This window comes from Nostoc sp. CENA543, assembly GCF_002896875.1.
Taxonomy (GTDB): domain Bacteria; phylum Cyanobacteriota; class Cyanobacteriia; order Cyanobacteriales; family Nostocaceae; genus Trichormus.
The window spans coordinates 6,052,620-6,077,500 of record NZ_CP023278.1 but is presented as its reverse complement, the minus strand read 5'-3'; the positions used below and the strand labels follow the sequence as shown (position 1 = coordinate 6,077,500).

General features: G+C 40.1%; 24 protein-coding genes, 2 rRNA genes and 1 pseudogene (1 of these 27 only partly in view). 5 read left to right on the top strand and 22 right to left on the bottom strand.

What is annotated here, in order from left to right:
• The 7 genes from CLI64_RS25515 to CLI64_RS25480 all read right to left on the bottom strand — a co-directional run.
• Nucleotides 1-690, bottom strand: a 23S ribosomal RNA gene (locus CLI64_RS25515); it reaches 2,131 nt to the left of the window's first position.
• A 322-nt stretch (nt 691-1,012) separates the two neighbouring features.
• A 16S ribosomal RNA gene (locus tag CLI64_RS25510) occupies nt 1,013-2,499 on the bottom strand.
• Together the 16S and 23S rRNA genes form the textbook arrangement of a ribosomal RNA operon.
• A 419-nt stretch (nt 2,500-2,918) precedes the next feature.
• A complete protein-coding gene (locus CLI64_RS25500) occupies nt 2,919-3,290 on the bottom strand; it encodes a hypothetical protein (protein ID WP_103140875.1) in 372 nt (123 codons plus the stop codon).
• A 559-nt stretch (nt 3,291-3,849) separates the two neighbouring features.
• Nucleotides 3,850-4,212: a hypothetical protein gene (locus tag CLI64_RS25495; protein WP_192881597.1), complete on the bottom strand. Its 363-nt coding sequence runs from the start codon at nt 4,210-4,212 to the stop codon at nt 3,850-3,852.
• 199 nt (nt 4,213-4,411) lie between these two features.
• The gene (locus tag CLI64_RS25490) at nt 4,412-4,723 is read right to left on the bottom strand and encodes a hypothetical protein (protein ID WP_103139846.1); all 312 of its coding nucleotides are present in this window, start codon (nt 4,721-4,723) and stop codon (nt 4,412-4,414) included.
• Nucleotides 4,724-4,725: 2 nt separating this feature from the next.
• A complete protein-coding gene (locus CLI64_RS25485) occupies nt 4,726-5,016 on the bottom strand; it encodes a hypothetical protein (RefSeq protein WP_103139845.1) in 291 nt (96 codons plus the stop codon).
• 92 nt (nt 5,017-5,108) lie between these two features.
• A complete protein-coding gene (locus CLI64_RS25480) occupies nt 5,109-5,528 on the bottom strand; it encodes a hypothetical protein (RefSeq protein ID WP_103139844.1) in 420 nt (139 codons plus the stop codon).
• Nucleotides 5,529-6,530: 1,002 nt separating this feature from the next.
• Here CLI64_RS25480 and cysK point away from each other — a divergent pair.
• Nucleotides 6,531-7,475 carry a cysteine synthase A gene (gene cysK / locus CLI64_RS25475; RefSeq protein ID WP_103139843.1) on the top strand — a complete coding sequence of 315 codons (945 nt, stop codon included), beginning with the start codon at nt 6,531-6,533 and terminating at the stop codon, nt 7,473-7,475.
• A 103-nt stretch (nt 7,476-7,578) separates the two neighbouring features.
• On the opposite strand, the gene CLI64_RS25470 is transcribed toward cysK, so the two are convergent.
• The 8 genes from CLI64_RS25470 to fdxB form a co-directional block, all read right to left on the bottom strand.
• Entirely contained in the window at nt 7,579-8,097 is a 519-nt protein-coding gene (locus CLI64_RS25470) for an ArsC/Spx/MgsR family protein (protein WP_103139842.1), read from the bottom strand.
• A 157-nt stretch (nt 8,098-8,254) separates the two neighbouring features.
• A complete protein-coding gene (locus tag CLI64_RS25465; protein ID WP_103139841.1) occupies nt 8,255-8,866 on the bottom strand; it encodes a cupin domain-containing protein in 612 nt (203 codons plus the stop codon).
• A 5-nt stretch (nt 8,867-8,871) separates the two neighbouring features.
• A complete protein-coding gene (locus CLI64_RS30975; protein WP_157943321.1) occupies nt 8,872-9,042 on the bottom strand; it encodes a hypothetical protein in 171 nt (56 codons plus the stop codon).
• A gap of 34 nt (nt 9,043-9,076) precedes the next feature.
• Nucleotides 9,077-9,562, bottom strand: a complete 486-nt coding sequence (locus tag CLI64_RS25460) for a hypothetical protein (RefSeq protein WP_103140873.1) — start codon at nt 9,560-9,562, stop codon at nt 9,077-9,079.
• Nucleotides 9,563-9,665: 103 nt separating this feature from the next.
• Entirely contained in the window at nt 9,666-10,253 is a 588-nt protein-coding gene (locus tag CLI64_RS25455; RefSeq protein ID WP_103139840.1) for a heme-copper oxidase subunit III, read from the bottom strand.
• A 360-nt stretch (nt 10,254-10,613) separates the two neighbouring features.
• Nucleotides 10,614-12,278, bottom strand: coding sequence for a cytochrome c oxidase subunit I (ctaD, locus tag CLI64_RS25450; RefSeq protein ID WP_103139839.1), 1,665 nt, complete (start codon nt 12,276-12,278; stop codon nt 10,614-10,616).
• Between the two features lie 56 nt (nt 12,279-12,334).
• On the bottom strand, nt 12,335-13,306 hold the full coding sequence (locus CLI64_RS25445) for a cytochrome c oxidase subunit II (RefSeq protein WP_103139838.1): 972 nt from the start codon (nt 13,304-13,306) through the stop codon (nt 12,335-12,337).
• Nucleotides 13,307-13,751: 445 nt separating this feature from the next.
• On the bottom strand, nt 13,752-14,045 hold the full coding sequence (gene fdxB / locus CLI64_RS25440) for a ferredoxin III, nif-specific (protein ID WP_103139837.1): 294 nt from the start codon (nt 14,043-14,045) through the stop codon (nt 13,752-13,754).
• Between the two features lie 1,104 nt (nt 14,046-15,149).
• Here fdxB and CLI64_RS25435 point away from each other — a divergent pair.
• A complete protein-coding gene (locus CLI64_RS25435; protein ID WP_103139836.1) occupies nt 15,150-16,739 on the top strand; it encodes a helix-turn-helix domain-containing protein in 1,590 nt (529 codons plus the stop codon).
• A gap of 149 nt (nt 16,740-16,888) precedes the next feature.
• Here CLI64_RS25435 and CLI64_RS25430 read toward each other — a convergent pair whose 3' ends face one another.
• Nucleotides 16,889-17,725 (bottom strand): prohibitin family protein, encoded by an 837-nt coding sequence (locus tag CLI64_RS25430; protein WP_103139835.1) that lies wholly within the window; start codon nt 17,723-17,725, stop codon nt 16,889-16,891.
• Nucleotides 17,726-17,987: 262 nt separating this feature from the next.
• A complete protein-coding gene (locus CLI64_RS25425; RefSeq protein ID WP_103139834.1) occupies nt 17,988-18,638 on the bottom strand; it encodes a class I SAM-dependent methyltransferase in 651 nt (216 codons plus the stop codon).
• 108 nt (nt 18,639-18,746) lie between these two features.
• Here CLI64_RS25425 and CLI64_RS25420 point away from each other — a divergent pair, with 108 nt between their 5' ends.
• The 3 genes from CLI64_RS25420 (at nt 18,747) to CLI64_RS25410 (ending at nt 22,365) form a co-directional block, all read left to right on the top strand.
• Entirely contained in the window at nt 18,747-20,387 is a 1,641-nt protein-coding gene (locus tag CLI64_RS25420; protein ID WP_225977428.1) for a glycosyltransferase family 39 protein, read from the top strand.
• Between the two features lie 76 nt (nt 20,388-20,463).
• On the top strand, nt 20,464-20,931 hold the full coding sequence (locus CLI64_RS25415; protein WP_103139833.1) for a MarR family winged helix-turn-helix transcriptional regulator: 468 nt from the start codon (nt 20,464-20,466) through the stop codon (nt 20,929-20,931).
• A 171-nt stretch (nt 20,932-21,102) separates the two neighbouring features.
• On the top strand, nt 21,103-22,365 hold the full coding sequence (locus CLI64_RS25410; protein ID WP_103139832.1) for an MFS transporter: 1,263 nt from the start codon (nt 21,103-21,105) through the stop codon (nt 22,363-22,365).
• A 58-nt stretch (nt 22,366-22,423) separates the two neighbouring features.
• Here the strand turns inward: CLI64_RS25410 and CLI64_RS25405 are convergent, their stop codons facing one another.
• The 5 genes and pseudogenes from CLI64_RS25405 to CLI64_RS25385 form a co-directional block, all read right to left on the bottom strand.
• Nucleotides 22,424-23,119: a tetratricopeptide repeat protein gene (locus CLI64_RS25405; protein ID WP_308418371.1), complete on the bottom strand. Its 696-nt coding sequence runs from the start codon at nt 23,117-23,119 to the stop codon at nt 22,424-22,426.
• Nucleotides 23,120-23,217: 98 nt separating this feature from the next.
• Nucleotides 23,218-23,520 (bottom strand): annotated as a pseudogene (locus CLI64_RS25400) (Uma2 family endonuclease); the annotation flags it as partial.
• Between the two features lie 39 nt (nt 23,521-23,559).
• Nucleotides 23,560-23,982 (bottom strand): hypothetical protein, encoded by a 423-nt coding sequence (locus CLI64_RS25395; protein ID WP_157943320.1) that lies wholly within the window; start codon nt 23,980-23,982, stop codon nt 23,560-23,562.
• A 65-nt stretch (nt 23,983-24,047) separates the two neighbouring features.
• Entirely contained in the window at nt 24,048-24,230 is a 183-nt protein-coding gene (locus CLI64_RS25390) for a hypothetical protein (RefSeq protein ID WP_103139829.1), read from the bottom strand.
• Nucleotides 24,211-24,804, bottom strand: coding sequence for an endonuclease/exonuclease/phosphatase family protein (locus CLI64_RS25385; RefSeq protein WP_103139828.1), 594 nt, complete (start codon nt 24,802-24,804; stop codon nt 24,211-24,213). The genes CLI64_RS25390 and CLI64_RS25385 overlap by 20 nt, the downstream gene beginning before the upstream one ends.
• Nucleotides 24,805-24,881 lie beyond the last annotated feature (77 nt).

The window sequence follows — 24,881 nt, the reverse complement described above, 5'->3', positions numbered from 1 at the left end:
TCTATAACTACTGATTATCGCCCTCTTCAGACTCGGTTTCCCTTTGGCTCCAGCTATCACGCTTTAACCTACCAGTACCTATAACTCGCCGGCTCATTCTTCAACAGGCACGCGGTCATCCGTTTAATCGGACTCCCACTGCTTGTAAGCTGACGGTTTCATGTTCTTTTTCACTCCCCTTTCGGGGTTCTTTTCACCTTTCCCTCGCGGTACTTGTTCTCTATCGGTCACACAGTAGTATTTAGCCTTACGAGATGGTCCTCGCTGATTCACATGGGATTCCTCGTGCCCCATGCTACTCGGGATTCAGCTTCTATCCTTGAGTTTTCGACTACAAGACTTTCACTTTCTCTGGTGCATCTTTTCAATGCTTCGTCTAACCGCTAGATTCGATTTTGCTGTCCCACTACCCCAGTCAGTAAACCGACTGGTTTAGGCTCTTCCCCTTTCGCTCACCACTACTTAGGGAATCTCTTTTGATTTCTTTTCCTCCAGCTACTAAGATGTTTCAGTTCGCTGGGTTGGCTCTTTCCTGTCTATATATTCAACAGGTAGTATCAAGGGTTGCCCCATTCGGACACCTCCGGCTCAATGTTTGCTTCCAACTCCCCGGAGTATTTCGTCGGTAACCACGTCCTTCTTCGCCTCTGTGTGCCTAGGTATCCACCATCAGCTCTTATTCGCTTGACCACTTTTTACATTGGTTCAAATCCTGCAAACACTTTCATCCTGAAGATTCTTGTGTCTGCCTGCTCTTTTCGCGTTTCTATGCAGTTTTCAAGGTTCTGGCTGAGTTTCCTCAGCAGTCTAACTCCCGTTAGTTGCTGATTTTTTCTCTGTTTAAAATTGTTCAATCTAGACTTAAACCTAGACCGGAATAGTAATACTTTGAAAGCTTTCACCAATCTCGACCGACCTAGAGTAGACCATCTCAGTCTCTATTCGCTCTTCGCTTCTAGCTTTTGGCTTTCGGCTCTTCGCTTTCGATTTCTGATTTGGGTAGGTCTCCCTAAAAGGAGGTGATCCAGCCACACCTTCCGGTACGGCTACCTTGTTACGACTTCACCCCAGTCACCAGTCCTACCTTAGGCATCCCCCTCCTCGAAAGGTTGAGGTAATGACTTCGGGCGTGACCAGCTTCCATGGTGTGACGGGCGGTGTGTACAAGGCCCGGGAACGAATTCACTGCAGTATGCTGACCTGCAATTACTAGCGATTCCTCCTTCACGAAGGCGAGTTGCAGCCTTCGATCTGAACTGAGCTACGGTTTCTGAGATTTGCATCACATCGCTGTGTAGCTGCCCTTTGTCCGTAGCATTGTAGTACGTGTGTAGCCCAAGACGTAAGGGGCATGCTGACTTGACGTCATCCCCACCTTCCTCCGGTTTGTCACCGGCAGTCTCTCTAGAGTTCCCAACCTAATGCTGGCAACTAAAGACGAGGGTTGCGCTCGTTGCGGGACTTAACCCAACATCTCACGACACGAGCTGACGACAGCCATGCACCACCTGTGTTCGCGCTCCCTAAGGCACTTCCCCCTTTCAGGGAAATTCGCGACATGTCAAGTCTTGGTAAGGTTCTTCGCGTTGCATCGAATTAAACCACATACTCCACCGCTTGTGCGGGCCCCCGTCAATTCCTTTGAGTTTCACACTTGCGTGCGTACTCCCCAGGCGGGATACTTAACGCGTTAGCTCCGGCACGGCTCGGGTCGATACAAGCCACGCCTAGTATCCATCGTTTACGGCTAGGACTACTGGGGTATCTAATCCCATTCGCTCCCCTAGCTTTCGTCCCTCAGTGTCAGTTACGGCCTAGTAGCACGCTTTCGCCACCGGTGTTCTTCCTGATCTCTACGCATTTCACCGCTACACCAGGAATTCCTGCTACCCCGAACGCACTCTAGCTTTGTAGTTTCCACTGCTTTTATGAGGTTAAGCCTCACTCTTTAACAGCAGACTTTCAATGCCACCTGCGGACCCTTTACGCCCAATCATTCCGGATAACGCTTGCATCCTCCGTATTACCGCGGCTGCTGGCACGGAGTTAGCCGATGCTTATTCCTCAAGTACCTTCAGAATTATTCCTTGAGAAAAGAGGTTTACAACCCAAGAGCCTTCCTCCCTCACGCGGTATTGCTCCGTCAGGCTTTCGCCCATTGCGGAAAATTCCCCACTGCTGCCTCCCGTAGGAGTCTGGGCCGTGTCTCAGTCCCAGTGTGGCTGATCATCCTCTCAGACCAGCTACTGATCGTCGCCTTGGTGCGCTCTTACCACACCAACTAGCTAATCAGACGCGAGCTCATCTCTAGGCAGCAAGCCTTTTACCTTTCGGCACATCCGGTATTAGCCACCGTTTCCAGTGGTTGTCCCCGACCTAGAGCTAGATTCTCACGCGTTACTCACCCGTCCGCCACTGAATCCTAAGATTCCGTTCGACTTGCATGTGTTAAGCATACCGCCAGCGTTCATCCTGAGCCAGGATCAAACTCTCCGTTTTGTTATTTCCGGAGTTTTTCACTGAAAGTTAGAATTTCAGTTTTCCTTGCTATAATTTTTAAAGTCTTTGGGAAGTCCCAAAACCAATTTGTTTGACGAGGATTGGTTTGTGCTTCGCTTTCAAAGTATTCTTTTTTCTCGGTTCGGTTGTGTGGTCGCTCTCGACTCATCACTTTATCTAGGTTAGCTAACTTTTTTATCCCTGTCAAGGGGTTTGATGAAAAATTTTTCCTTGACTGCTTACCAAAACTGGTTAAACAGCTAAAACGACCACTAGATAAAAGCTTTAGCTGAAGTAGCAGATTCTGTTATCCTTATAAAATCGCGGTAATTGGTTTTGTTTATAGAGTTAAAGACCAAAAAACCCAGTCTTGTACTAGAAAACTGGGTGTAATGATGCCAACAAGATTATTTAGCGGTCTATAACCAATCTCGATAGGCAGAAATTTCATTGACACTAATTTCCAATGGGCCACCCTTACCGAAAGGAGGGTAAACGCGAATCTTGGCATTAGTAGTAAATCTTTCTAGCCTATTACCTAGTTGTGGAATGTTGCTAACTATGTGCCAGTAGGAGACGATATCAGGACAGTCAATCACTAGCATTAACATTGTGTCTTTTTTGGTGAGATACCACTGGCAGCTAGATAATAGTGCTTGAGTTATGCGATCGCAAGCCAGATAAAAGCATCTGCCAATAGACTGTTCAAGTTCTAGATGCAGCATTCCATCCTCTTTTGTCACCCCAGTGGGTGGCAAATCATCGGGAGGAAGCTGGTTAATTTTAGACATATTTTCTAACCTCTTGGTTGTAGCGCGGCCAACTCTCATGATTCTTGTAATTAGTCAATAAGGTAGGTTCTAACGCTAATTTACCTAGATGTAATTTGTCTTGAAATTTAGGATTTTACTTCTGAGATTTAACTACATCGCTAAAAGATGAAGTTTTCAATTTAAGTGGTCTTTACCTAAATTTGGTTCCACTCATTAACTTTATTAACTGTAGAACCATTGTGCCGTTGTGCCTGGATTTTACTGAATTGGCTGGTACTGTCTGGCTGAATTTTTGGCTGATAAAGAATGGCCTTGCTAACCTGAACGGCTTATTGTAGCTTTCTTCTGCAAAGAAGAAGGCGTGTCAAAATGAAACTCTCCACACCACTAAGTTATTTGAGGCTCGATCTTCGCTGCTTTTCTTTGTGTCATGTACATACATCTTCTGCTGTATGGACAATTCAGATCCGGGGTTTTGGAGACAGATGCTATTAGGTAATTGTATTTGGAGACGTGAGAAGGGTTGTATAAGCAAGTGAGAAGTTGAAACAGAATGTACTGTTTATAACGAATGCCTCTATTTTGCTACCATTTGCAACTCCAACCATAAGCGTGGGTCACTGTCTCTAAGCTTTGACAACGGATCTCGCAATAATCGTTTAGCATTCATACAAACTACTTGTACTAGCCCCATATTTTCTGCTAGTTCTCGCAGTATTTCTTTGTGTGCTTGCACATGAGGGAGTATATCATCAGAACAATAAATGCCTATATATTGCAAGCGTCTAGCAGGTCGTCCCCAAAAACAGGTGATGACTTTCACATAACACCCATCTAATATTTCCCCAATTTTTGGGTAATATTGAGTGACAACTCTTGTGAATTCTTTAGCTAATATATCTTCCGCAATCATTGCTATTGATAATTTTGTAGCGTCCATCACTCCATTTAATATAACACATAATTGTCATCCAATTATGATATTAATAGTTAATTTATTTGAAATAAAATAGAATCAAAATGTAAAAAATGAGATGTAATTTTACTGTTTACATCTCAATGATTCACTATCTTTGACAGAAGTAATATTTATTCTTGATTTGAAGTACGAAAAATTTCTTACTATGTACTGAAAGTTTTTATCGGGATTTTCGCTCTGAAACTAATACTTCGCCTATGATTTCAGGTACATTTCCCAAGTCTAAAAATCCGTCAGAACCATTGAGGGGTGACTTGAAAGTATAATTAGGGTCACACTCACCTGTATCATATACTTGAATGTACCATCGGTCAGGAAAACCAGGTACAGCTAATTCGACAATGTACCAAGTCTCTCCTACTAAGCGTGAATTCAAAATGATAAACCAATCTCTGTATTCTTCTAAAATGTTCCAGTCTGCCAACAAAAATTCTAATGCTATGTGTCCAGCATCAGTTGCAGTAAGTAGCATAATTACTCCTGATTTGCCGCTTCAGAATTAATTGGTTCAGATTGTTGAAGATCAGGATATAAACCTAAATTCTTTGCTAATTGACGAGCTAGAAAAAATAAAAATTTTGAACCGTCCTGATTACCCTGATGGGCAAATGCAGTTGCTACTTGTACGATTGTTTCTACAAAATTAGCATCGATTAAATCCTTATGAGCTTCTAGAATTTCTGGTTCTTGGCCATTGGGACATTGTAATAATTCATCTATTAGGCTAAAGTAGGAGGTTTGGCGTGATTCTGTTAGTTCGCTCATGGGAATTTTTCCTCAATAATGATGTGAAGAATTTATGTCTAGAAATAACTCGATACCCAGTTAAAAATTAATGTTGTTTTTGGATAAAGGTTTTATTGTTCTATACTTTGCTGCCAAAGTCTTTCTAACATTTCCACCTGCTCTTTTAAAATCGATGCTCGGTGCAGAATATATCGGTCATGAATAATGATTCCCAACCCGACAAAAATAGGAATTAAGACAATAAACCATTGAATGATAATAGCAAGTTTATAAGTGTCGGTAATAGTTACCACTTGATTCATATTTTGATGAGGAGGTTGAGGGGTAACAATTTGAGATAAAGATGATTTATGATCACTACTTGGTTGGGAATTGATTGGAATAATTTTACTAATTTCAGGGTTTAATTTTTGTGTTCTAACGAACTCTGTGTGTTTTTCCCAAACTAAACTCAATACTACTAGCCCAGGAGATATTACTGCTAAAGCAACTAGACAAACTGTGAGAACATTGAACAGTTTAGGTTTCATCTTAGCTCCCCTTGCTAGGTAGTTAGCACTAGAAAATTAAATATCGTAATAATCTCAGTCGTTAATAGTCATAAAATCGATATATAATTTGGATAATAAAGATGCTAAAACTACAGAAATATCATAAGAGGAAAATGCTAATACCTGAGATTACATATGAACCCTCAGCGTTATTAGAAATGGATTTATTTGTCGATCGCAGTTAACTTATCACTTTATTGTGATTAAGAAGTCCCCCCTTGTTCTCTGGTTTTACCCATTGAATTTCGGGGGGTAGAGGGGAATCTCTGCGTAAATCCTATAAGTTTTATATCAGTTGCAGTTTCTACCCATAGTTTATGAGGAACAGATCAAGATTATTAAGTTTATTAATTTTGTACTCAATTTTTCAAATGATTACACAGCAAAGATTACAAAAATAATTTTGGGTAAAGGTACTAGTATTTTTGGGAAGAGGTACTAGCATTAAGCAGATAGGGTTCTGGTATTTATATAATTAGACGCAAAGCTACTTGGGCGGATATTTCAAGGTAATTTAGCTTGAGTAGTTTAACTGAAAAAATTGTACTCAAGCAAAAATCTATTTAATTGGTGAGTATAATACATCAATCTAGGATAAAAATCTATTAATTTCCAGCAAATAAGTTAAGATATCTTTATTTTTTGTCAAGCTTAAAAATATGAATAAAAAATTTTATTTTTTATAGACTTTATTTAGTAAAGTTATTTACTTTTAGGCTGAAATTTCAAAAAAAATATGATTATCGCTAAGCTTATATTTTAGAACAAAAATGTAACTTAAGTCACTAAAAAAGATTAAAAAAATAATTATTAAACAAATGTCATTAAATAGCTTTTTTATTTACTGGCACTGTGCTTTAGTGAGATTACATTCCTCACACTCACACATAGACTTAATCAATAAATTCAATACATCTAAGCTCATTGTTATAAGCTGAGTATTGTAAATATCTCTAAATGTAATTTTTTGGGAGTAATTTCATGCGAATCGCGCAGGATGTAACTGAACTTATTGGTAGAACTCCTCTAGTGCAATTAAATAAAATTCCTCAAACTGAAGGAGTAGTGGCCAGAATAGTGGTCAAATTAGAAAGTATGAATCCTGCTGCTTCTGTAAAAGACCGAATTGGGGTGAGTATGATCCTTTCGGCAGAAGCAGAGGGTTTAATTACACCAGGAAAAACGATTTTAGTAGAACCAACTTCGGGAAACACAGGAATTGCTTTGGCAATGGTAGCAGCAGCTCGTGGTTATAAGTTAATTTTGACTATGCCAGAAACTATGAGTCAAGAAAGACGGGCAATGCTCAAAGCTTATGGTGCGACTTTAGAGTTAACACCTGGTACGGAAGGAATGAAGGGTGCAATTCGCAAAGCTGAAGAGATTGCAGCCAATACACCTGACGCTTATATGCTGCAACAATTCCGCAACCCAGCTAACCCGAAAATTCACAGAGAAACTACCGCCGAAGAAATTTGGACAGATACAGACGGCGAAGTAGATATGGTAATTGCAGGGGTGGGAACTGGAGGAACGATTACAGGGATTGCAGAGGTAATTAAACAACGCAAACCCAGTTTTCAGGCGATCGCAGTTGAACCTAGCAACAGTCCTGTCCTTTCAGGTGGTGAAGCAGGTTCGCATAAAATTCAAGGAATTGGCGCAGGCTTTGTTCCCGATGTTTTGCGTTTAGAACTGGTAGATGAGGTGATTAGAGTCAGCGATGACCAAGCCATAAGTTATGGACGGCGTTTAGCCAAAGAAGAAGGCTTACTTTCCGGTATTTCCTCTGGTGCGGCTTTGTGTGCAGCTATTCAAGTCGGTAAACGTCCAGAAAATCAAGGAAAGCTGATCGTGATGATTCAGCCTTCTTTTGGTGAACGCTATTTGAGTACACCGATGTTTCAGAACGTGACTATTGATTAGGGACTGGGGATTGGGGACTGGGAATTATTTATTTTGTGATTTATCCACAACCAATGTAGAGACGTAGCATTGCTACATCTCTACATTGGTTGTTAATAAATATTTAATGATGAGAGCTTTGGTGGTGATGTTCTTGCTGAGAGTGATGGTTGCAATTACCTTGATGATCGTGGTGATGTGCATCACTGTGACCGTGACCACCGTGAGCGCAGCCTTGTAAATCTTGACTCATGAGATTTTCAGCCATTGCGCGAAAAGATTCGTCTACGGGTTTTAAGCCAATCCACGCATCGAGTGTTTCCACATCAAAACCAACTTCCCGGCGATCGCCTACTTGAATTAAAGGACGACGAATCAACAGAGGATCGCGTAACATTAAAAATAAAGCAGTTTGTTCGTCTAATTTTTCAGGAACAATTTCACCGGATTTGATTTTAGGTGAAGAAGGATTAAACCATTGACTGACAGGGCGATCGCCAAAAAATGACCGCAGACGTTCCACTGTCCAAGGTTCACTCAGTAAATCATAAGCTATGACTTCATGTCCTGCCGCAGTTAGCAAGACTTTTTGACGAGTACCACCTTTACAACCAGGTTTGCTATAAAAAATTACTCTAGCCATTGTATTTTCTCCTCTTAGTTGGGGATTGAGGGTTGGGGACTGGGGACTGGGGACTGGAAGGTAGAGAAGGTAGAGTTTTTTCTCCACTCATCACCTGCTAAACGCCACGCTAATATTACTCAACACTCACTACTCACTACTCACCACTCACCAGCACTCAAAACTTTTTCGCGCTATGGGTAACTACATCAAACTCAAAGCGTTGTTTGGGATCAGTTTCGCCATAAATATTAAAAGTCACAGTTGGTTCATCACCTACTGCTTCTACACTATGAATTGCATCAGGAGTAAAGCTGACAATATCTCCTGGAGATAGCAAAATTTCTCCCGTCGGCTCAATTTTGTCTGGGAATTCTGGGTGTTGAGTACGTCGCCAAACAGTATTTTTTTCTTGTCCTTTTAATACTGCTACTACTCCCCATGTTCCATGATTGTGAATATTGGATATGCTTCCTGGTGCAAATGTTACTGTTTGCACTGTTAAAGGAAAACCTAACTCATCATATAACAACAGAACTGAGGTTTTGGTTGTAGGAGAAGGCTCTAAATACTGACTCCGCACCCAATAAGAATTCACAATCAAGCGGCGTACTAGCATTCGGATTTTAGGTAGACAAAGAGATTCATTTTCTACCCCATTGAGAACGTCTTCTATTTCAGTTAAAAACCGATATAGACGATAATTCTCTTGTAATAAATCCCAGCTTCTTGCAGATTGACACGCTTGATATTGACCGTCTCCTGTTAAGAGCCAATCCCTACCTTGCATAATATTTAAACTCTCAGTTGAGATATTTGGGGAAAAACAAACACTGGTGTAGTTATGTTAGGCAGTTCCTCACGGGGAAATGTGGGTGCAATCACCTTTGAGGGAAACAGGTCATTATTAGAAGATGTCGCCAGAGGTGTGTAGGAAGATGCGCTAAAGAATGAAAAATTATTCATGGCTGATAACTTTTGACTGTTAACTACTAACTAATTAATCATCTTCTTCGGCTGGACGCGTCAACACATCCAGGAGGATTCCTGCTCCGAAATCATGTTTTGTGTCAATTTCCTGGACACGCAAACTGATTTCCTTGGCACGCTCGATTTCCCCTAATTTTGCTAATACCAATCCTGTAGCGGCATAAGCATTTAAGTATAACCTGATTGGTGGTTCTTCCCTTCGATTTACCAGGATAGGTTTAAGTTGTTCCCACTCATCAGGAAACTGCTCTGATTTTTTAATTTTATCTAATAATTGGCGAGTTATTTGCAATGCCAAGAAATAATTATTTTTATAAAAGAAAAATCTATAAGCTGCTACCAAGACATCGGTATTTTCCCCAGTTAGAGATAAGGCTTTTTGGATGTATTTTTCAGATTCGGAAGTATTTTCCCAATTTTGTGCAGCTAAAATTAATAACTCTTTGACCTGTTCAGGAACTTGAAACCAGGAAAATTTGTTGATGTTAGTTTGCATAATTTTATTTTTGGGAATAGGGAATGGGGCATTGGGCATGGGGTATTGCAATCAAATTTCCTTACACACCCCTACACCCTTATACCCCCACACCCCTACACCTTTAAAACAGTGTGAGAATGTAAATCAATGTGAAGAGAACAATCCAAATGATGTCTACGAAGTGCCAGTAAATTTCTGCCATTTCGATGCCAGTATGTTTAGTAGCAGAATAATGACCGGGACGGCGCGATCGCCATAATACTCCTAAAATCAATAACAGCCCGATAAATACGTGCAAACCGTGAAATCCGGTCATGATATAGAAGCAGTTAGCAAAGACGTTGGTGGTCAGACCATAGCCCAAATTTTGGTACTCATACACCTGACCCGCTAAAAATACTGCCCCCATAATAGCGGTGACGAAATACCAAAACCGCATTCCCCAAACACTATTCCTCTTAATCGCCATATCCCCGAAGTGGATGACGAAGCTACTAGATACCAGAATAATAGTGTTAATGGTTGGGACAAATAACTCTACCTCTGTTCCCTCTGGCGGCCAAACATCGGTAGTTCCCCGAAAAAATAGATAAGTAGCGAAGAAGCCACCAAACATCAAAGATTCGGAAATCAGGAACGTTAACAATCCCCAAACCCGTAAATCAGGATGCGCCTCATGATGTTCATCATGCGCGGTTACAACAGTCATACCTACCTCTCTTACATTGTTGGTGATTAACTTCCCTTCTTTGCTACTGTGTATACACAAGATAATTTAGTCGATACATTAACAATGTCAGCTGATACATTCGCAATGTCACGCAATACATTTGCAATGCCAGCCAATACATTCGCAATGCCAGTCGATACATTAATAATGTCAATGCAGCAACTTGTGTATACACTGTAGACAAGGAGAGGAGAAATATACTTATTCCTTTCCTAATAGGAGAAAGGGGTTGGGAGTTTTGACAAGCGTAGGTTTTTTATTTTATCAACCCCTACACCCTTACACCCCTACACCCTAAACCCGTGTTCTTTGAGTAAAGTGTCAAAAACCTACAAAGAGTTAGGTTGATGAACTGACTTCCGCAGAATGACCATATTCATAAGGTCCATGAGTTACCACAGGCAAAACTTCCCAGTTCTCTACCAAAGGAGGAGAACTAGTAGTCCATTCCAAACTTAAAGCTTGCCAAGGATTATCACCTGCTACTTCTCCTTTACTCCAACTCAGAATAATGTTGATGGCAAAGGGAATGACTGATAAGCCTAAAATAAATGCCCCAATGGTACACAACTGATTCAAGTCCACAAATTGCGGGTCATACATGGCGACTCTGCGAGGCATACCTTGCAAGCCTAACTTGTGCATTGGTAAGAAGGTCAAGTTAGTGCCAACTAAAGTGAGGAGAAAATGCACTCGTCCCCAAAATTCATTTAACTTGCGTCCGGTCATTTTGGGAAACCAGTGATAGATACCTGCGTAAATCCCAAAGACAGAACCACCAAATAACACATAGTGGAAGTGCGCCACTACATAATAAGTATCGTGGACGTGAACATCAAAAGGCGCAGTCCCCATTGTCACGCCGCTTAAGCCACCCATAACGAACATCGACAACAAGCCGATCGCAAATAGCATGGCACTAGTAAAGCGAATCTTACCACCCCACAGAGTTGCTACCCAACCGAAAATTTTCACACCGGTCGGTACAGCCACAATCAAAGTCGAGATGGTGAAGAACATCCGCATCCAGCCTGGTGTGCCACTGGTAAACATATGGTGTACCCAGACGAACAAACCGACAACGCAGATGGCGACACTAGAATAAGCGATCGCTTTATAACCAAAAATTGGTTTGCGTGCGTGGACGGGAATCACTTCGGACATAATGCCGAAGATGGGCAGAATCATTAAATATACTGCCGGGTGGGAATAGAACCAGAATAAGTGCTGGTAAATAATGACGTTACCGCCTGCATCTGGTTTAAAGAAGGAAGTACCAAAGTTGAGGTCAAACAGCAACAGTACCAAACCAGCTGCTAATACAGGCGTAGACAGCAGTGCAAGTACAGAAGTGGCTAAAATTGCCCAGCAAAATAGGGGTAATTGATCCCATTTCATGCTAGGGACTTTCATCATCAAGATGGTGACGACGAAGTTCACAGAACCCAGAATAGAAGAAGTCCCTACCAACACAATCGCCAAAATCCACAGACTTTGAGCGATGGGTGCAGTAACAAGACTCAAAGGTGGGTAAGCAGTCCAGCCAGATTGTGAACCACCAAAGATGAAACTCAGCAATAGGAGTAATCCGGCTGGTGGGTTTAACCAAAAAGCGATCGCGTTTAATTTGGGAAACGCCATATCCCGCGCCCCAATCATCAAGGGGATGAGGTAGTTACCAAAACCCCCGATCGCACTGGGAACAATCCACAGGAAAATCATGATTGTCCCGTGGTTCGTCATGAAGGCATTGTAGAGATTGGGATCGATGAAGTCGGCTTCTGGTGTGGCTAACTCAGTGCGGATAGCGATCGCCATCAACCCACCAATCAGGTAGAAAACAAAGGCTGTCACCAAATATTGGATGCCTATAACCTTATGGTCTACGTTAAACTTGAAATAGTCATGCCATTTCCAAGCGGGAGAATGTAAGGTGTGGCTCATCACCAGATTTTGTGATGGATTTTGATCTGGTGAGTGCGGTGGAAATTCTATTTGTGTCATAAGTGTTTTGTGACAATGCGTTCAGTTGTCATTTGTCGGAAATTGACAACTGAACCCTACTTCTGTAATTGAGCTAAAGTTGCTGTATCAATCCCCAAATTGTGGCTAAGGGGTGCAAGAAACTCTGATTTGGACAAATTCGCCGGATTCACAGCTACAGTTGTTTGTAGATGATGCTGTTGAGCCACTTGATTTTCCATCAACCAGCTATCAAACTCTGCTGGCGTGTGGACAATCACCTGTGTCCGCATTGAACCATGATAACCACCACATAATTCTGTACATACTACCGGATATGTACCTGGTTTAGTGGCGACAAAACTTAGTTGTGTCGGGATTCCAGGAATTGCGTCTTGTTTGATGCGGAATTGGGGAACCCAAAAGGAGTGAATTACATCCTGTGCGGTGAGATTAAGTTGCACAGACGCACCTACAGGAACATGAAGTTCCCCAGCCGAAACCCCATTGTTGGGATAGTCAAACAGCCAAGCAAACTGCATACCAGTCACATTTACCACCAAATCCGCCGCTTGAGCTTGATGGGTGGGGGATGTACCAATCCCAATGCTAGGTGCGGTTTTCGCTGTTAAAGCATCATCAAGGGTTGCAGCAATAGCACTTCCAGAACTGTGATCTGCATGGGATACAGCATGGGGATGGCTTCCAGGTTCTAAACCTCCCATCCGGTTAAAGACATCCACACTGTAGATACCTAAGCAAATGACAATTAGTGAGGGAATGGCTGTCCAAAAAATTTCTAGAGGAACATTACCTTCTACTGGAACACCATCCGTATTGTCACCCCGACGACGGCGATATTTGACTAGAAAAATCAAAATCGTGCCTTCCACTACCAAAAATAGGGCAACAGCAATGGTAAACATAATATTAAAAAATCCGTCTACCAAGGGTGCTTGTTCTGATGCTTCTACTGGTAATAGATTGTGATTTTGACCCATCCAAAGACTGACTCCTCCAATTACTATGCCAGCAATGAGAGTCCATAATGAAACAGGAATTTGTTGCATAGTACCTGCTTTTGAGTTGGCGGTGTTAGGGTCTTATCCAATTTGGGATTTGGGATTTGGGATTGGAACTCAACGCAAAATCTCACATCCAAAATTACCTATGCCCATCTATAGGTTTGAAGATTTTCACCTGATAATGTTTTTTCGCTTATTCAATTTCTAACTCACGCCAACAAAAATTGGGGGATTTTTTCCAGATATCTTCATATCTATCCCCCAAAAACTTAACAATGTATTGTAAATGTGATTAACAGAAAGCTTTGAGATTAATCCCAGCGATTCCTCCCAGCATTTAAACCGTTAGTTGCCATAGCAAGGTTGATTTTGTTAATAATGAACAATTAATAATTTACGCAGTTGTTGTGATTGAACTTTTATATATTCCCCTAATTTACCTTGCTGACTAATTTAATTCTCCTCCTAACAGTTTTTTGGGGCATCAAGCTTAGTTCTCTAGTGTAGAGTGGCTATAGCAATTTTTAGGACAAATCCGAGAACAAGCTTCACAGCCAATGCAGTTTTCTGGATGAGCTACTACCATGACTTTGCGCTCGATTTCGTCATCTTCTTCATCCTCAACAAATTCACCTTCTTCATTAAGTGCTTTCAAATCCAGCACAGAATAACCACATACTTTAATACATCTGCCACATCCGATACATTTGTCTTTGTCAATTGCTTGAGCAAATTTAGGTGTCCAAGTTTTGCCACCAAAGGTTACGCCTGTGAGGACTGCCATCACTAAACTCCTGGCTATTCTGCCAATAAACTTGTTGGTAATTTAATCTTCATCTTACTTTAATTTTATCTATTTATTTTGTGATCAACAGATTAATTCGCCGGGAATTTAAATGCTAATTAGATACAAAAATTTTTCCTAAAATGTATTTAAGTTTAAATGAAAATTATTATTATTAGTGATCGCATCACTTTCTATGTACACAATAAAAATTATTCATCGGACAAACAATATCAATACTTTTGTAAATCTATCCATATAAAAATATTGTTTGATTACTTCAGGTAGTTTATTCAATAGGGAATTAGGCAGCCGTATAGTGTTTTGCTCAACAACTAAATATAAGTTATTATGCACCACTTCTGCCGCGATGATATTTATCATTCGTATGAATAAGTACATCTTAAGTCAAGTTATTCCCGGTAAATCACTTATAAATTCATTGCTATTTATTAGCAAGTTATCAAAAACTACATACTTGCCCGACAGAATTGTAGTTTTCGCCACAAAACACTTTTTCAGATACTTGTAAATCTATACTTTTTTTGCTCAAAATTTCTGGTAAATGATGATAAATGATTGACCTAAGTAAATTGCTAGGAAATCATAACAATAATGATTTGTGATGCTAATAACAGACGATGGCTTTGAGATAAATATTAAAATTATTAATAAATCCATCAAGACCAATAATTATGTACACAAAAACTCAATCAAAACATTTAGGTTAAACTTTTGAGGTCAAGATAAAATTGTTCGCAAACTAAGTATTTCTATAATTCTTAAGAACCTTTCCTAAGCTCATTATGAACAAATTCACGTAAATATTTATGAAATCTTTATCTAAGAAAGCAACTAAATTAGGCTCAAATTAATAGCCTAGATTAGTTTGTAATTGGGTGCAAAGTCGAAATGTGGATGTGAATAAATTATTAAGTAATTAAACTTTTCTTACTTAATAAATAAGCAGTACAACATGGCATAAATCAAGCAACGATTGCCAATTTCTACTGGTGATTTTTGTTTTTTAACCTTTACCTTGTGTACAGGCACATCCAGGGGAGACTTAAGCCGAACATCTCAACGATTCAAGTGGGAAGCCATATGCCTTATACAATTCCTAACAAAAGTTGCGTTGGATGTGACAACTGCCGTCCCCAATGTCCTACGGGTGCAATCAAATTAGAAGGTGATGAGTATTGGATAGATCCTTGTCTTTGTAATAACTGTGAAGGCTATTATCCTGAACCGCAATGTGTAATAGCTTGTCCTATTAAATCTCCCATACCGTGGCAGGCGAAAAAAGGGAGATGCAAAGTTGAACCAAGAGATGCTACCAGTTCCGACTTATTTTCTAATGGCAAGAATAACCCATTTGCTTCGGCGATCGCCATTTGGGAAGCGTGCAATCTCCTAGCGCAGCGTACATCCCTGAATTGGGAAATCGACGACGCAGGCTATCTATGTTACCGCAGACAGGTGAACCAAGGACGGGGTGCGATCGCTTTTCACATCCAAGACCCATTTCAAGTCAGTGAATGCGCCAAAAATATTAGTGCAATTGAAACCCTGGATATTCGCGCCACTTGTCTCCATCTCATTTTTGCAGCTCATGCCACAGTCTTAGACCAACCTTGGGAGCAAGAATTTGCCATTGACGAACGACAACTAGAAAAATACCTGGGACTAGAAAAACGTAAAGACCTCAGCAAAACCGCTAAACTCTCATTAATGAAGAATCTGGTGCAGCAAGCCTGTTCACTGATGATTTCCCTGGACTGGCCGCAGCAAGGCCGAGTCCCAGGTTTTACTGTCCAAAATAGTCGCTTGTGGCACTTAGTCAATATTCAACACCACTTTCAAGAAGATGACCTTGGTTGTAAATATCTCATCGGACTCACATTCAAAATTCGTGCAGGTCTTTGGTCACAATACTTTCTGAACAAACAAGGATGTAAAGAACGTAGTGCATTTTATCAGTATGGTAGTCTGCCTAAAACTGTCTTAACTACAGTTATGAGTATTTGGCAGCAACATGAAGGTGCAGTCAGATTAATGCTGTGGTTGTTGTTTAAAACCAAAATGGGTAAGGAACAACGCATCACTGTTCCTACCTTACTCCGCATTGCCTATGGCGAAGAAAAAGTTACTCAGGCTTCCCGACACAGAGAAGAACGCAAACGCCTATTAAGAACATTTGAAAACGATTTAGAAGTTCTCAACAATTTGGGTATTAAACCTATATTTGATCCCATTACCTATCCCTTGGAAATTCAACCTTTATGGGCGAAATTAGTTGATATTCCTGAAGACCCTGATGAGGCTTTAGAATTTTGGATTAATGATGCTGGTGGGGAAACTCGGCTCACCGATACTGGCCCCCGTGGGAAATGGAATCTGTTAATGAACGCGAGAATTTTAGCTTTTGAATTACCACCAGAATGGGAAAGACAAATCTCGGAATCAGAGAAAAAACAACGGCGTACAGCCAGAGTCAGACGGAAAATATCCAGCGCAGGCGATTTAGTTGGTGAGCAGATTTTGCAGGCACGCAAAAATTTAAATCTCACCCAAAGAGAGTTAGCCAAACTCACAGGTAAAAGCCAAAGTTGGATTCGAGATGTTGAAAATGGTCGCTTAAAAGCCAAGTTAGAAGACCAAGCTATTTTGCGAAAAGTGCTACATATTGCTTAGTTGAGGAATGATTGTAATTTTGTGACGTTGAACCGCCGAGCTATGTTTTTGTATAGTCTAAGATAATTGTGCATCGGCGGTTGCGGTTATTTCTGATATGGTTAGTTTTGTGTCTATGGAAAATAGGCGATCGCTTTCATTATTGAATATTAATTATTATTGTTAGACAAATTACCAGGATTGATATTAATCAACGGTAAAGAACCATTACCGTTCATCACCATTGGGAATTTACCGTCCCATTTTTCGATTGCTTGCTTTTGTAACAACTCCGGCGTTAAAGTTAGCCTTTGTAATCGTTGTGCCTCAGCCTGACCTTTAGCGCGGTTAACCTCAGCTTGAGCTTCTTGAGTTGCTTTCTTGGCAATAAATTCTGCTTGCTTGGCTTCTTGTTCTGCTATTTGTTTAGATTCAATCGCTCTGCTAAACTCCGGTGAAAAAGCAAAATTTACCAGAGAAACATCATCAACTATCAAACCATAAGCCTGTAACCTATCTTTTAAATTCTTATCAATTTCTGCTTTTAATTCTGTGCGTCTTGTAATAATCTCTTCAGCCGTTTTTTTAGCAGTCGCAGCTTTTAAAACCTCTGATACGGCTGGCGTAATGATACCCGTGACTATTTGTTCTTTGTCTCCGACTTGTTGAAATACCTTATTGACTTTACTGGGGTCAATGTGCCAGTTAACAGCCAATTCTGTTTTCAACTGTTGCAAGTCTTTAGAAGCCGCATCAGCTTGAAAAGTATTTTGGTGTACACGCACACTAATTCTGCGTACAGATGTCACACCCGGCATAATAGTATGTAGTCCTTCATCTAAAACTGTGTCTTGGACTTTGCCAAACTGCATGACTACACCACGTTCACCAGCATTTACAATTGTAAACGGGCGAAATATTATAGCTAAAAATAGGAACAATATCCCACCACCCAAGTAGAAACCATATCTAGAGTTACCGTTATAATTATTAGGAATATTACGCATATTTTTATTCTCCTGGTACACTAATTGTCTATCGGTACCAAGTCAGCATAAATACTGCTTGCAAGGCAAATATTTATAATTTTTTACAAATCATTGCTATAGAAATTTGATTTGATTTGGAGAACAAATGTAAGTATAAGTAGTGGACTGACACAGCTAAAATAGTGTATTAGATGTAGGTTGGGTTTCCTTACGTCAACCCAACCTACAATTTTTTTGCATCATTTTAGGCTTGCCACGCTACTAAAATTGAATACTGAATTTATAAATTTTGTCGATAGGCGATCGCAGCATAAAATGGATCTCCCCCTGGTACACCCAACCATTGCAGGAAATTGGGTGCAGTAGATTTACTGGCAATAATCTCTGGTGTGGTAAATCCTGGTACAGAGGTAAAGTAACGTTTCACTAATTCCACTCGCCCTTGTTCGGAGTTATCCCGCCAAGCTTGAATGGCTTTTTGAAAGAACATCCGATTAGAAAAGCTAAAAATTGCTACACCACCAGGTTTCAAGATGCGGTGAATTTCCGAAAAAATGGCTTCTGGGTACTGTAAATATTGTACGGAAACACAATTAATTACAGCATCAAAATCTTGATCTGGCAGAGGTAAGGCGGGATTTTCGTTAAGATTTTGGACGAAATAATGATTTAAGCGGGGATTACGGGCTAATTCTTCAGCGTTGAGTCCGTGTCCCTCCACATGGGCAAATTTTATCTCATCTGGTAAATGAGACACCCAACTGCTCATCATATCAAGTATGCGGGTGTTGGGTTGGAGTCTTTCTCTATATAAGTCTGTTAGCTGTTGGATAAAACCTTCATCAACATGGGTGACGAAGCGGGGATAGGAGTAAAATAGCTTGTCGTCTGTATCGTCTAATTTGAGCCGTTGATCAGGTTTTAGTAACATAATTTTGATTCAGAAAAGTTTTTTAACTAAAGCTGTGCAACTTCGGGTATTCTTTGAGCAGGCTATATTTAACATATTTTAATAAAAGCTGGATACTTCTACCAATTTATGCAGCATCCCGTGTTGTATAGGCTAAAATTTTTACCACCTCTTTGGCGGAAAATCAGCGAGTCAGCCATATTTCCCTATGGGAGTTTGCTGGTTTGGACAATTCCCCTATTAGTTTTCAACTCAGGGGAAAGTAGCGTCATGGCGCATGATGAGGGGTTATATGCGTGGCGCGCCCGTCAGATGTATGATTCTGGTGATTGGATTGCACCTTGGGGTAATGCTCATCATAAAACACCTGGGTTCTATTGGTTAGTTGCAGTTTTCTATAAGTTATTAGGAATTAGCGAATTTAGTACCAGATTACCTAACATGATATTTGGTATTTTTTGCCTATTGCTCACCTATGAAATAGGCAAAATCATGCTAGGTAAAAAGTTAGCTTGGCTAGCTAGTGCAATTTTGAGTGTAGAATTTCTCTGGCTGCAATACTGTCGGTTAGGTACGCCTGATATACCAACTATTTTTCTGATACTTTTAGCTATTTATAGTTTTATTCAAGCAGAAGAACATCCGAAATATAAATATATTTTAGGATTTATTGCTGGGTGCAGTTTAAGTCTAGGCTTCTTGATGAGAAGCTTTATGATTGTTCTGCCAACTGTTGCTTTATCGCCATATCTAATTATTAAACATCGTCGTCATCAACATCTCACTAACCCTTGCTTATATCTAGGCTTATTTGTAGGCTTAATCCCGACTTTACTTTGGTTATGGTTTAATTGGCAGCGTTATGGTAATGATAGCTTTGCTGCTTTATTTGGCTTTGTTGTTGAGTTGGGTTCTGAAGAACGTCAGGGGAATAACTTTATTTTCTACTTTTGGAATGTGCCGCTTAAGGCTTTCCCTTGGGTGTTTTTGAGTCTTTTGGGTTTATTTTTAGTTATTCGCCGCCCTATCCCTAATTATCAACTAATACTCGTTGGTTTTCCTATAGTTTTATTTGGGGAATTGAGTATTTTTTCGACAAGATTATCACACTATAGTTTACCACTACACCCATTTATCGCTTTACTCGCAGCAATTGGTTTAGACTGGTTGGGTAGAGTTTATGAATTGGGATATACCAAGAAAAAACATTTACTACAAAAAGCTAATATTCCCCGATTTTTGAGCTATGCGTCTGCTTTACTAGGCTTTTTATCGATAGTTGCAGCTATATTGGTATTTGCTTGGGGCGATCGCAAATACTCACCCATCGGTTTAATTGTTGGTTTAAGTTGGTTAATCTTGCCCATAGTCTGGGATATGCGTCACCGCTTTGGTTATACGTTTCTCACCGCTAACTATTGGATAGCAGGTTGGTTAATTCCCTGTTGGTTAGCTTTGGCTATGGTGGGGAGTTTGGGCTTATTGAGTGACTATAACCCTAATTACAGAACTTTCTTACATCAAAGCGCGATCGCCTCGATTTTACAAACTCACCCGGTTCACTTCGTCAATATGGGTGGTAAAAATGCCGTCCTCCTCAGATTTTATACCCCCACTCACGGTCAAAGGGTAGAGACAATTACCCAACTCTCCACCCCTAGCTATGCTTGGGTTTACAAAGCCACACCATCCCAATTATCCAGCAGACCACACCGCGTCATCGGTTCCATCCAAGACTACAAATTAATTCAAGTTCTACCCAGTAAATAATGCCCAATTCCCAAAATATTGCTAAAAATGTCAAATCAATTTATGATTAATACTACGTACACTAAATAATTTTTCAATGATTGCTCAACCCGATCATTCTTCTACATTGGCATCATGGCAACAAAATCTCGCGCCATACAACTTGGGTTATAGAATTAAACTGCTTTCACAATTACTAAGTCGCAAATTCACTGAAAGATTAGAACCATTCGGATTGACACCATTTCATTGGTTAGTTCTATGCTGTTTGTGGCAAGAAGATGGTTTACCGACTTCTAGCATTGGGGAAAAATTGCAACAAGTCGGGGGTACTCTCACGGGGGTACTAGACAGGATGGAAGAACGCGGTTTAGTGCGTCGCGAACGGGATACGCACGATCGCAGAATTTGGCGGATTTGGCTAACTGACGCTGGCAAGGAATTGGAAACTGTCTTACCCCCAATTGCAGCAGAGGTGCGTGAAGAGGCTATGCAAGGTGTTTCCATAGCTGATCGTGAAATGTTTTCCCAAATTCTCAATCAGGCGATCGCTAACCTATCTTAAGTATTGCGGCTTTATCATCCAACTGGGTGAAGAAATCATACTGTTTTTTTCAGAAAATACTACGTACGCTAATTTTTAGCATAAAAAACTATAGTTTCTGTATATTACGTATTTAAAATATTCACTTTGATACAGAAACCATTCCACAATTCGATTCAGTAAACATAATTCATGAATTATCAAAAACAGCTGCAACTACCTGCATTTAGATCCAGAAATTACCGTCTGTTTTTTGTAGGACAAGGGATTTCTCTAATTGGGACATGGATGACGCAACTAGCTACGGTTTGGCTAGTGTATGGTTTGACACACTCAGCATTGATGTTGGGGCTAGTGGGATTTACTAGTCAAATTCCTAACTTCTTTCTTGCTCCCTTTGGTGGGGTATTCGTCGATAGATTTTCACGGTATCGTACCTTAATTGCTACCCAAATCCTAGCGATGATTCAATCTCTAGCATTAGCGGTATTAGTTTTCACAGGGGTTGTGCAAATCTGGCACATCATCGCCTTAAGCTTATTGCAGGGATTTATTAACGCCTTGGATGCACCGGCTAGACAAGCATTTGTTCCCGAATTAGTGGAACGCAGAGATGATTTAGCCAATGCGATCGCCATTAATTCCACTATGATTAACGGCGCGCGATTAATCGGCCCAGCCATTGGCGGTTTATTAATAGCTCAGATTGGTGTAGCTTACTGTTTTCTAGTAGATGGACTCAGCTATATTGCGGTTATCGGCGGCTTATTGGCGATGAATGTCAAGCCCTTAAAAATAGCAGTAACTCCAGGTAATCCACTACAAAAAGTCGCAGAAGGATTTGTCTATGCTTTTAGGTTTCCACCCATCCGAGCTATTTTATTACTATCAACTTTAGTGAGTTTAATGGGGTTACAAAACACTATTTTAGTGCCGATTTTTGCTGAGACAATTTTAGAAGGTGGAGCAGAAACCTTGGGATTTTTGATGGCTGCTTCAGGATTGGGAGCTTTATCTGGGGGAATTTATTTAGCTACCCGTAGAAGTATTGTTGGTATTGGGAAATTAATTGCGATCGCACCAGCAATTTTAGGTGTAGGATTAATTGCCTTTGCTGTTTCTCGATACTTACCTTTGTCTCTATTTACAATGTTATTTGTCGGTTTAGGCACAATTTTACAAATAGCCGCTAGTAATACATTTTTGCAAACCATCGTCGATGAAGACAAACGCGGTAGATTAATGAGTTTGTATACCATGTCATTTTTAGGCATGATACCCGTAGGTAATTTATTAGGAGGATGGTTAGCTAGTCATATAGGCGCGCCTAACACCTTAATTATTGATGGGATAGTTTGTATAATTGGTTCTGTAATTTTTCATAGACAATTACCAGGATTGACAAGATTAGTCAGACCAATTTACGAGCAGAAAGGTATTTTAGCCGTTGAATAATTATAGAGACGTGATAAGTCGCGTCTTTAAAAAGTTTAGAATCCATTATCAATCGGCATCATGAAACACCAGGATTATCTGAAGTTTTCAGACGTTGCAAAATTTGCTCAACTTGGTAAACTTTCTCGTTTCGCTGTTGTTTTTTAAAGATATTTAAAGCCTTTTCTAAAGAAGCTTGTGCTTGCTCTCTTTGATTTATTTGCCACAACACCTGACCATAATTAATCAGTGCGTCACCATATTCGGGATTAATTTCTAAAGCCTTCTTAAATTCTGTAATAGCTTCATCCCAACGACTTTGGTTAGCGTAAACTGCACCAATCGCATTATAAGCTAACGCATATTTAGAGTTGATGCGAATAGCTTCACGGTAAGAACTAATAGCGGCTTCTGGTTGCTGGAGACGCGCAAAGACATTACCTAATTGATAGTGTGCGAAAGTATCTTTAGGATATTTTTTCACAAGTTGACACAGGGCTTTTTGTGCGCCTGGGAAATTACGCTGATTGTATAAATTATTAGCTTGTTGCACCAGCAGCGATCGCTCCTGTGATGTATTATCTTGAAACTGTGCAATCTTTTGTGGTTGTTTAACTTGTGACTTCTTTTGGGGGGTACTTAAAGCTGACTGACAAGCTGACTTTGCTGGTGATTGTTCTTGTGCTTGAGCCGGAGTTGACAGAACTAGGGGAAGGATACTCAGTGATACACAGCTAAAGGCTTTCAAACATCCTGACAGCAATTGACTGGTCATTTTCATCACTCTCATCCTTTAATCATGTCCTGATCCCCATGATAAACCGAAGTGCGTAATGACTACCCCAGCATCCTTACGAACTCATTAAATCCTCATTAATGACAATGCAAAACTTGAGCAGCAGTCAACTTGAGATTAGGAAATACCAATGAAGTAATCGCGTTATCCCCTACATACACTTTCTCTTCATAAAAACCCTCTACCCATTCCAGAACCGTCACTTGTTCTTGTATCGAATCAACAATCCAATACTCAGGTATACCCCGCGCCGCATACTCTGATCGCTTGTAGCGATAATCACGACTACTCTGATTGGGACTCACCACTTCAACCACCAATAACGGCGGTGGCATTTCTGGCATTACCGTAGATCGTTTAGCACCTTCCATCGCAGTCGCCTCTGCGATTTGCCATCAACTAACGCTTTAGTAGACATATTAAAAAGTCTCCTCCTGCACTTTATCACCTGACTGAATTTCAGCTAGTAATGTTGATATAACTCTTTTTACTTGATCTGACGACAATATTTTACCAAGAGTTACTTCAAACTCTTGTTCAGAAGAACATTGGATTTCTTGCTCAGAGCTAGTGTAATCTTTAATAACCAAAGGATAAAGTTTCAGTGGATATTGAACGTCCACTACCGAGTAGGTATAGCTATTGAGTTCTGGGACTCTTATTCTTAGCCTGGCAATAAAAACATTTTGTAAGACAGGTTTTCTATCAACTTCACCTATGAGCAATCCTTTTGTCATTTGTGTGAGAATAGAGGCTTGTTCCTTTAAAATTAAATAAGGTGTACGCACCTCTACATTTTTCGGCAGTTCGCCCCACAGATTTTTATTATTGGGAGACATCATAAATCCTCTCATTATTAAGTTGAATAACTATTGGTAGATGATCAGAATAAGCAGTTGAAATTTTATTATTTAGATGTTAATAAGCTTTTGCCATCAATATCAGAGATAATTTTTAAATTTTCTGGACTAAAAAAGTCTAATAAATCGGGTCTTAATAAAACTTGGTCAAAAGTGTTCCAAAAGTAGTTGACATAACCAGAACTTGGATAGAAATACGTCCCTGGAGGTTCAGGAGTTGTATCGCCCATTTTGCCCCACATAGGATTGTAAAAAAAATAATTTTTCTTTTCCTTGTACGGTTCGGCTACGCTGACGAGCAATATTTTGATCCATTACCGCATGAAAACCGTCTGCTGCAACAACGCCAGCCTCGAATGGATTCATGTTGAAGTCGCCAATGACTATAGTTCTTTCATGTTTAACTCTTACCTCGGCTTCTCTGATGACTTCAGCCATTCTTGCTGCTTGGAATTTTTGATCATCTTCTGTCATACGAAGTTTGCTAGAAAGATGAATCCCTGCTACCAGAATATCATTGCCAACAGGCGGTGATAGCCTTCTAATAGATATGTATCCTTCATCTGCAACTGGTTCTACACATTCTGACGGATATCTAAAGTAAAATTTGATTCTTGTCGATAAAATATTAAATAACGCTAAATAAACTCGCTCTTTGCCGGAATTTATGTTTAATAAAATATCCACATCAGAAATATTGGATTCTGCCAATATTAAAATGTCAACATCATATATTCTGCAAAGATTACTAATTTCTTTGATTAATGGCTTTTTATTTATATTCCAAAATAAGAATGTGGTCATTGGAAGAAATAGGGAGTTTTATCCCCACTATTTAGGGCTTGCTGCTGAATTGAGGGATGAAATTCGATGTTAAAAGA

Coding starts and splice junctions, on each gene's coding strand:
- CLI64_RS30975 (WP_157943321.1), bottom strand. CDS start 9,042: ATGAATAATTTTTCATTCTTTAGCGCATCTTCCTACACACCTCTGGCG.
- CLI64_RS25425 (WP_103139834.1), bottom strand. CDS start 18,638: ATGTTACTAAAACCTGATCAACGGCTCAAATTAGACGATACAGACGAC.
- fdxB (WP_103139837.1), bottom strand. CDS start 14,045: ATGGCAGTCCTCACAGGCGTAACCTTTGGTGGCAAAACTTGGACACCT.
- CLI64_RS25455 (WP_103139840.1), bottom strand. CDS start 10,253: ATGACTGTTGTAACCGCGCATGATGAACATCATGAGGCGCATCCTGAT.
- ctaD (WP_103139839.1), bottom strand. CDS start 12,278: ATGACACAAATAGAATTTCCACCGCACTCACCAGATCAAAATCCATCA.
- CLI64_RS25395 (WP_157943320.1), bottom strand. CDS start 23,982: ATGATGTCTCCCAATAATAAAAATCTGTGGGGCGAACTGCCGAAAAAT.
- CLI64_RS25415 (WP_103139833.1), top strand. CDS start 20,464: ATGATTGCTCAACCCGATCATTCTTCTACATTGGCATCATGGCAACAA.
- CLI64_RS25465 (WP_103139841.1), bottom strand. CDS start 8,866: ATGCAAGGTAGGGATTGGCTCTTAACAGGAGACGGTCAATATCAAGCG.
- CLI64_RS25405 (WP_308418371.1), bottom strand. CDS start 23,119: ATGACCAGTCAATTGCTGTCAGGATGTTTGAAAGCCTTTAGCTGTGTA.
- CLI64_RS25500 (WP_103140875.1), bottom strand. CDS start 3,290: ATGTCTAAAATTAACCAGCTTCCTCCCGATGATTTGCCACCCACTGGG.
- cysK (WP_103139843.1), top strand. CDS start 6,531: ATGCGAATCGCGCAGGATGTAACTGAACTTATTGGTAGAACTCCTCTA.
- CLI64_RS25485 (WP_103139845.1), bottom strand. CDS start 5,016: ATGAGCGAACTAACAGAATCACGCCAAACCTCCTACTTTAGCCTAATA.
- CLI64_RS25470 (WP_103139842.1), bottom strand. CDS start 8,097: ATGGCTAGAGTAATTTTTTATAGCAAACCTGGTTGTAAAGGTGGTACT.
- CLI64_RS25430 (WP_103139835.1), bottom strand. CDS start 17,725: ATGCGTAATATTCCTAATAATTATAACGGTAACTCTAGATATGGTTTC.
- CLI64_RS25390 (WP_103139829.1), bottom strand. CDS start 24,230: ATGGGCGATACAACTCCTGAACCTCCAGGGACGTATTTCTATCCAAGT.
- CLI64_RS25495 (WP_192881597.1), bottom strand. CDS start 4,212: ATGGACGCTACAAAATTATCAATAGCAATGATTGCGGAAGATATATTA.
- CLI64_RS25445 (WP_103139838.1), bottom strand. CDS start 13,306: ATGCAACAAATTCCTGTTTCATTATGGACTCTCATTGCTGGCATAGTA.
- CLI64_RS25480 (WP_103139844.1), bottom strand. CDS start 5,528: ATGAAACCTAAACTGTTCAATGTTCTCACAGTTTGTCTAGTTGCTTTA.
- CLI64_RS25490 (WP_103139846.1), bottom strand. CDS start 4,723: ATGCTACTTACTGCAACTGATGCTGGACACATAGCATTAGAATTTTTG.
- CLI64_RS25460 (WP_103140873.1), bottom strand. CDS start 9,562: ATGCAAACTAACATCAACAAATTTTCCTGGTTTCAAGTTCCTGAACAG.
- CLI64_RS25435 (WP_103139836.1), top strand. CDS start 15,150: ATGCCTTATACAATTCCTAACAAAAGTTGCGTTGGATGTGACAACTGC.
- CLI64_RS25420 (WP_225977428.1), top strand. CDS start 18,747: ATGCAGCATCCCGTGTTGTATAGGCTAAAATTTTTACCACCTCTTTGG.
- CLI64_RS25385 (WP_103139828.1), bottom strand. CDS start 24,804: ATGACCACATTCTTATTTTGGAATATAAATAAAAAGCCATTAATCAAA.
- CLI64_RS25410 (WP_103139832.1), top strand. CDS start 21,103: ATGAATTATCAAAAACAGCTGCAACTACCTGCATTTAGATCCAGAAAT.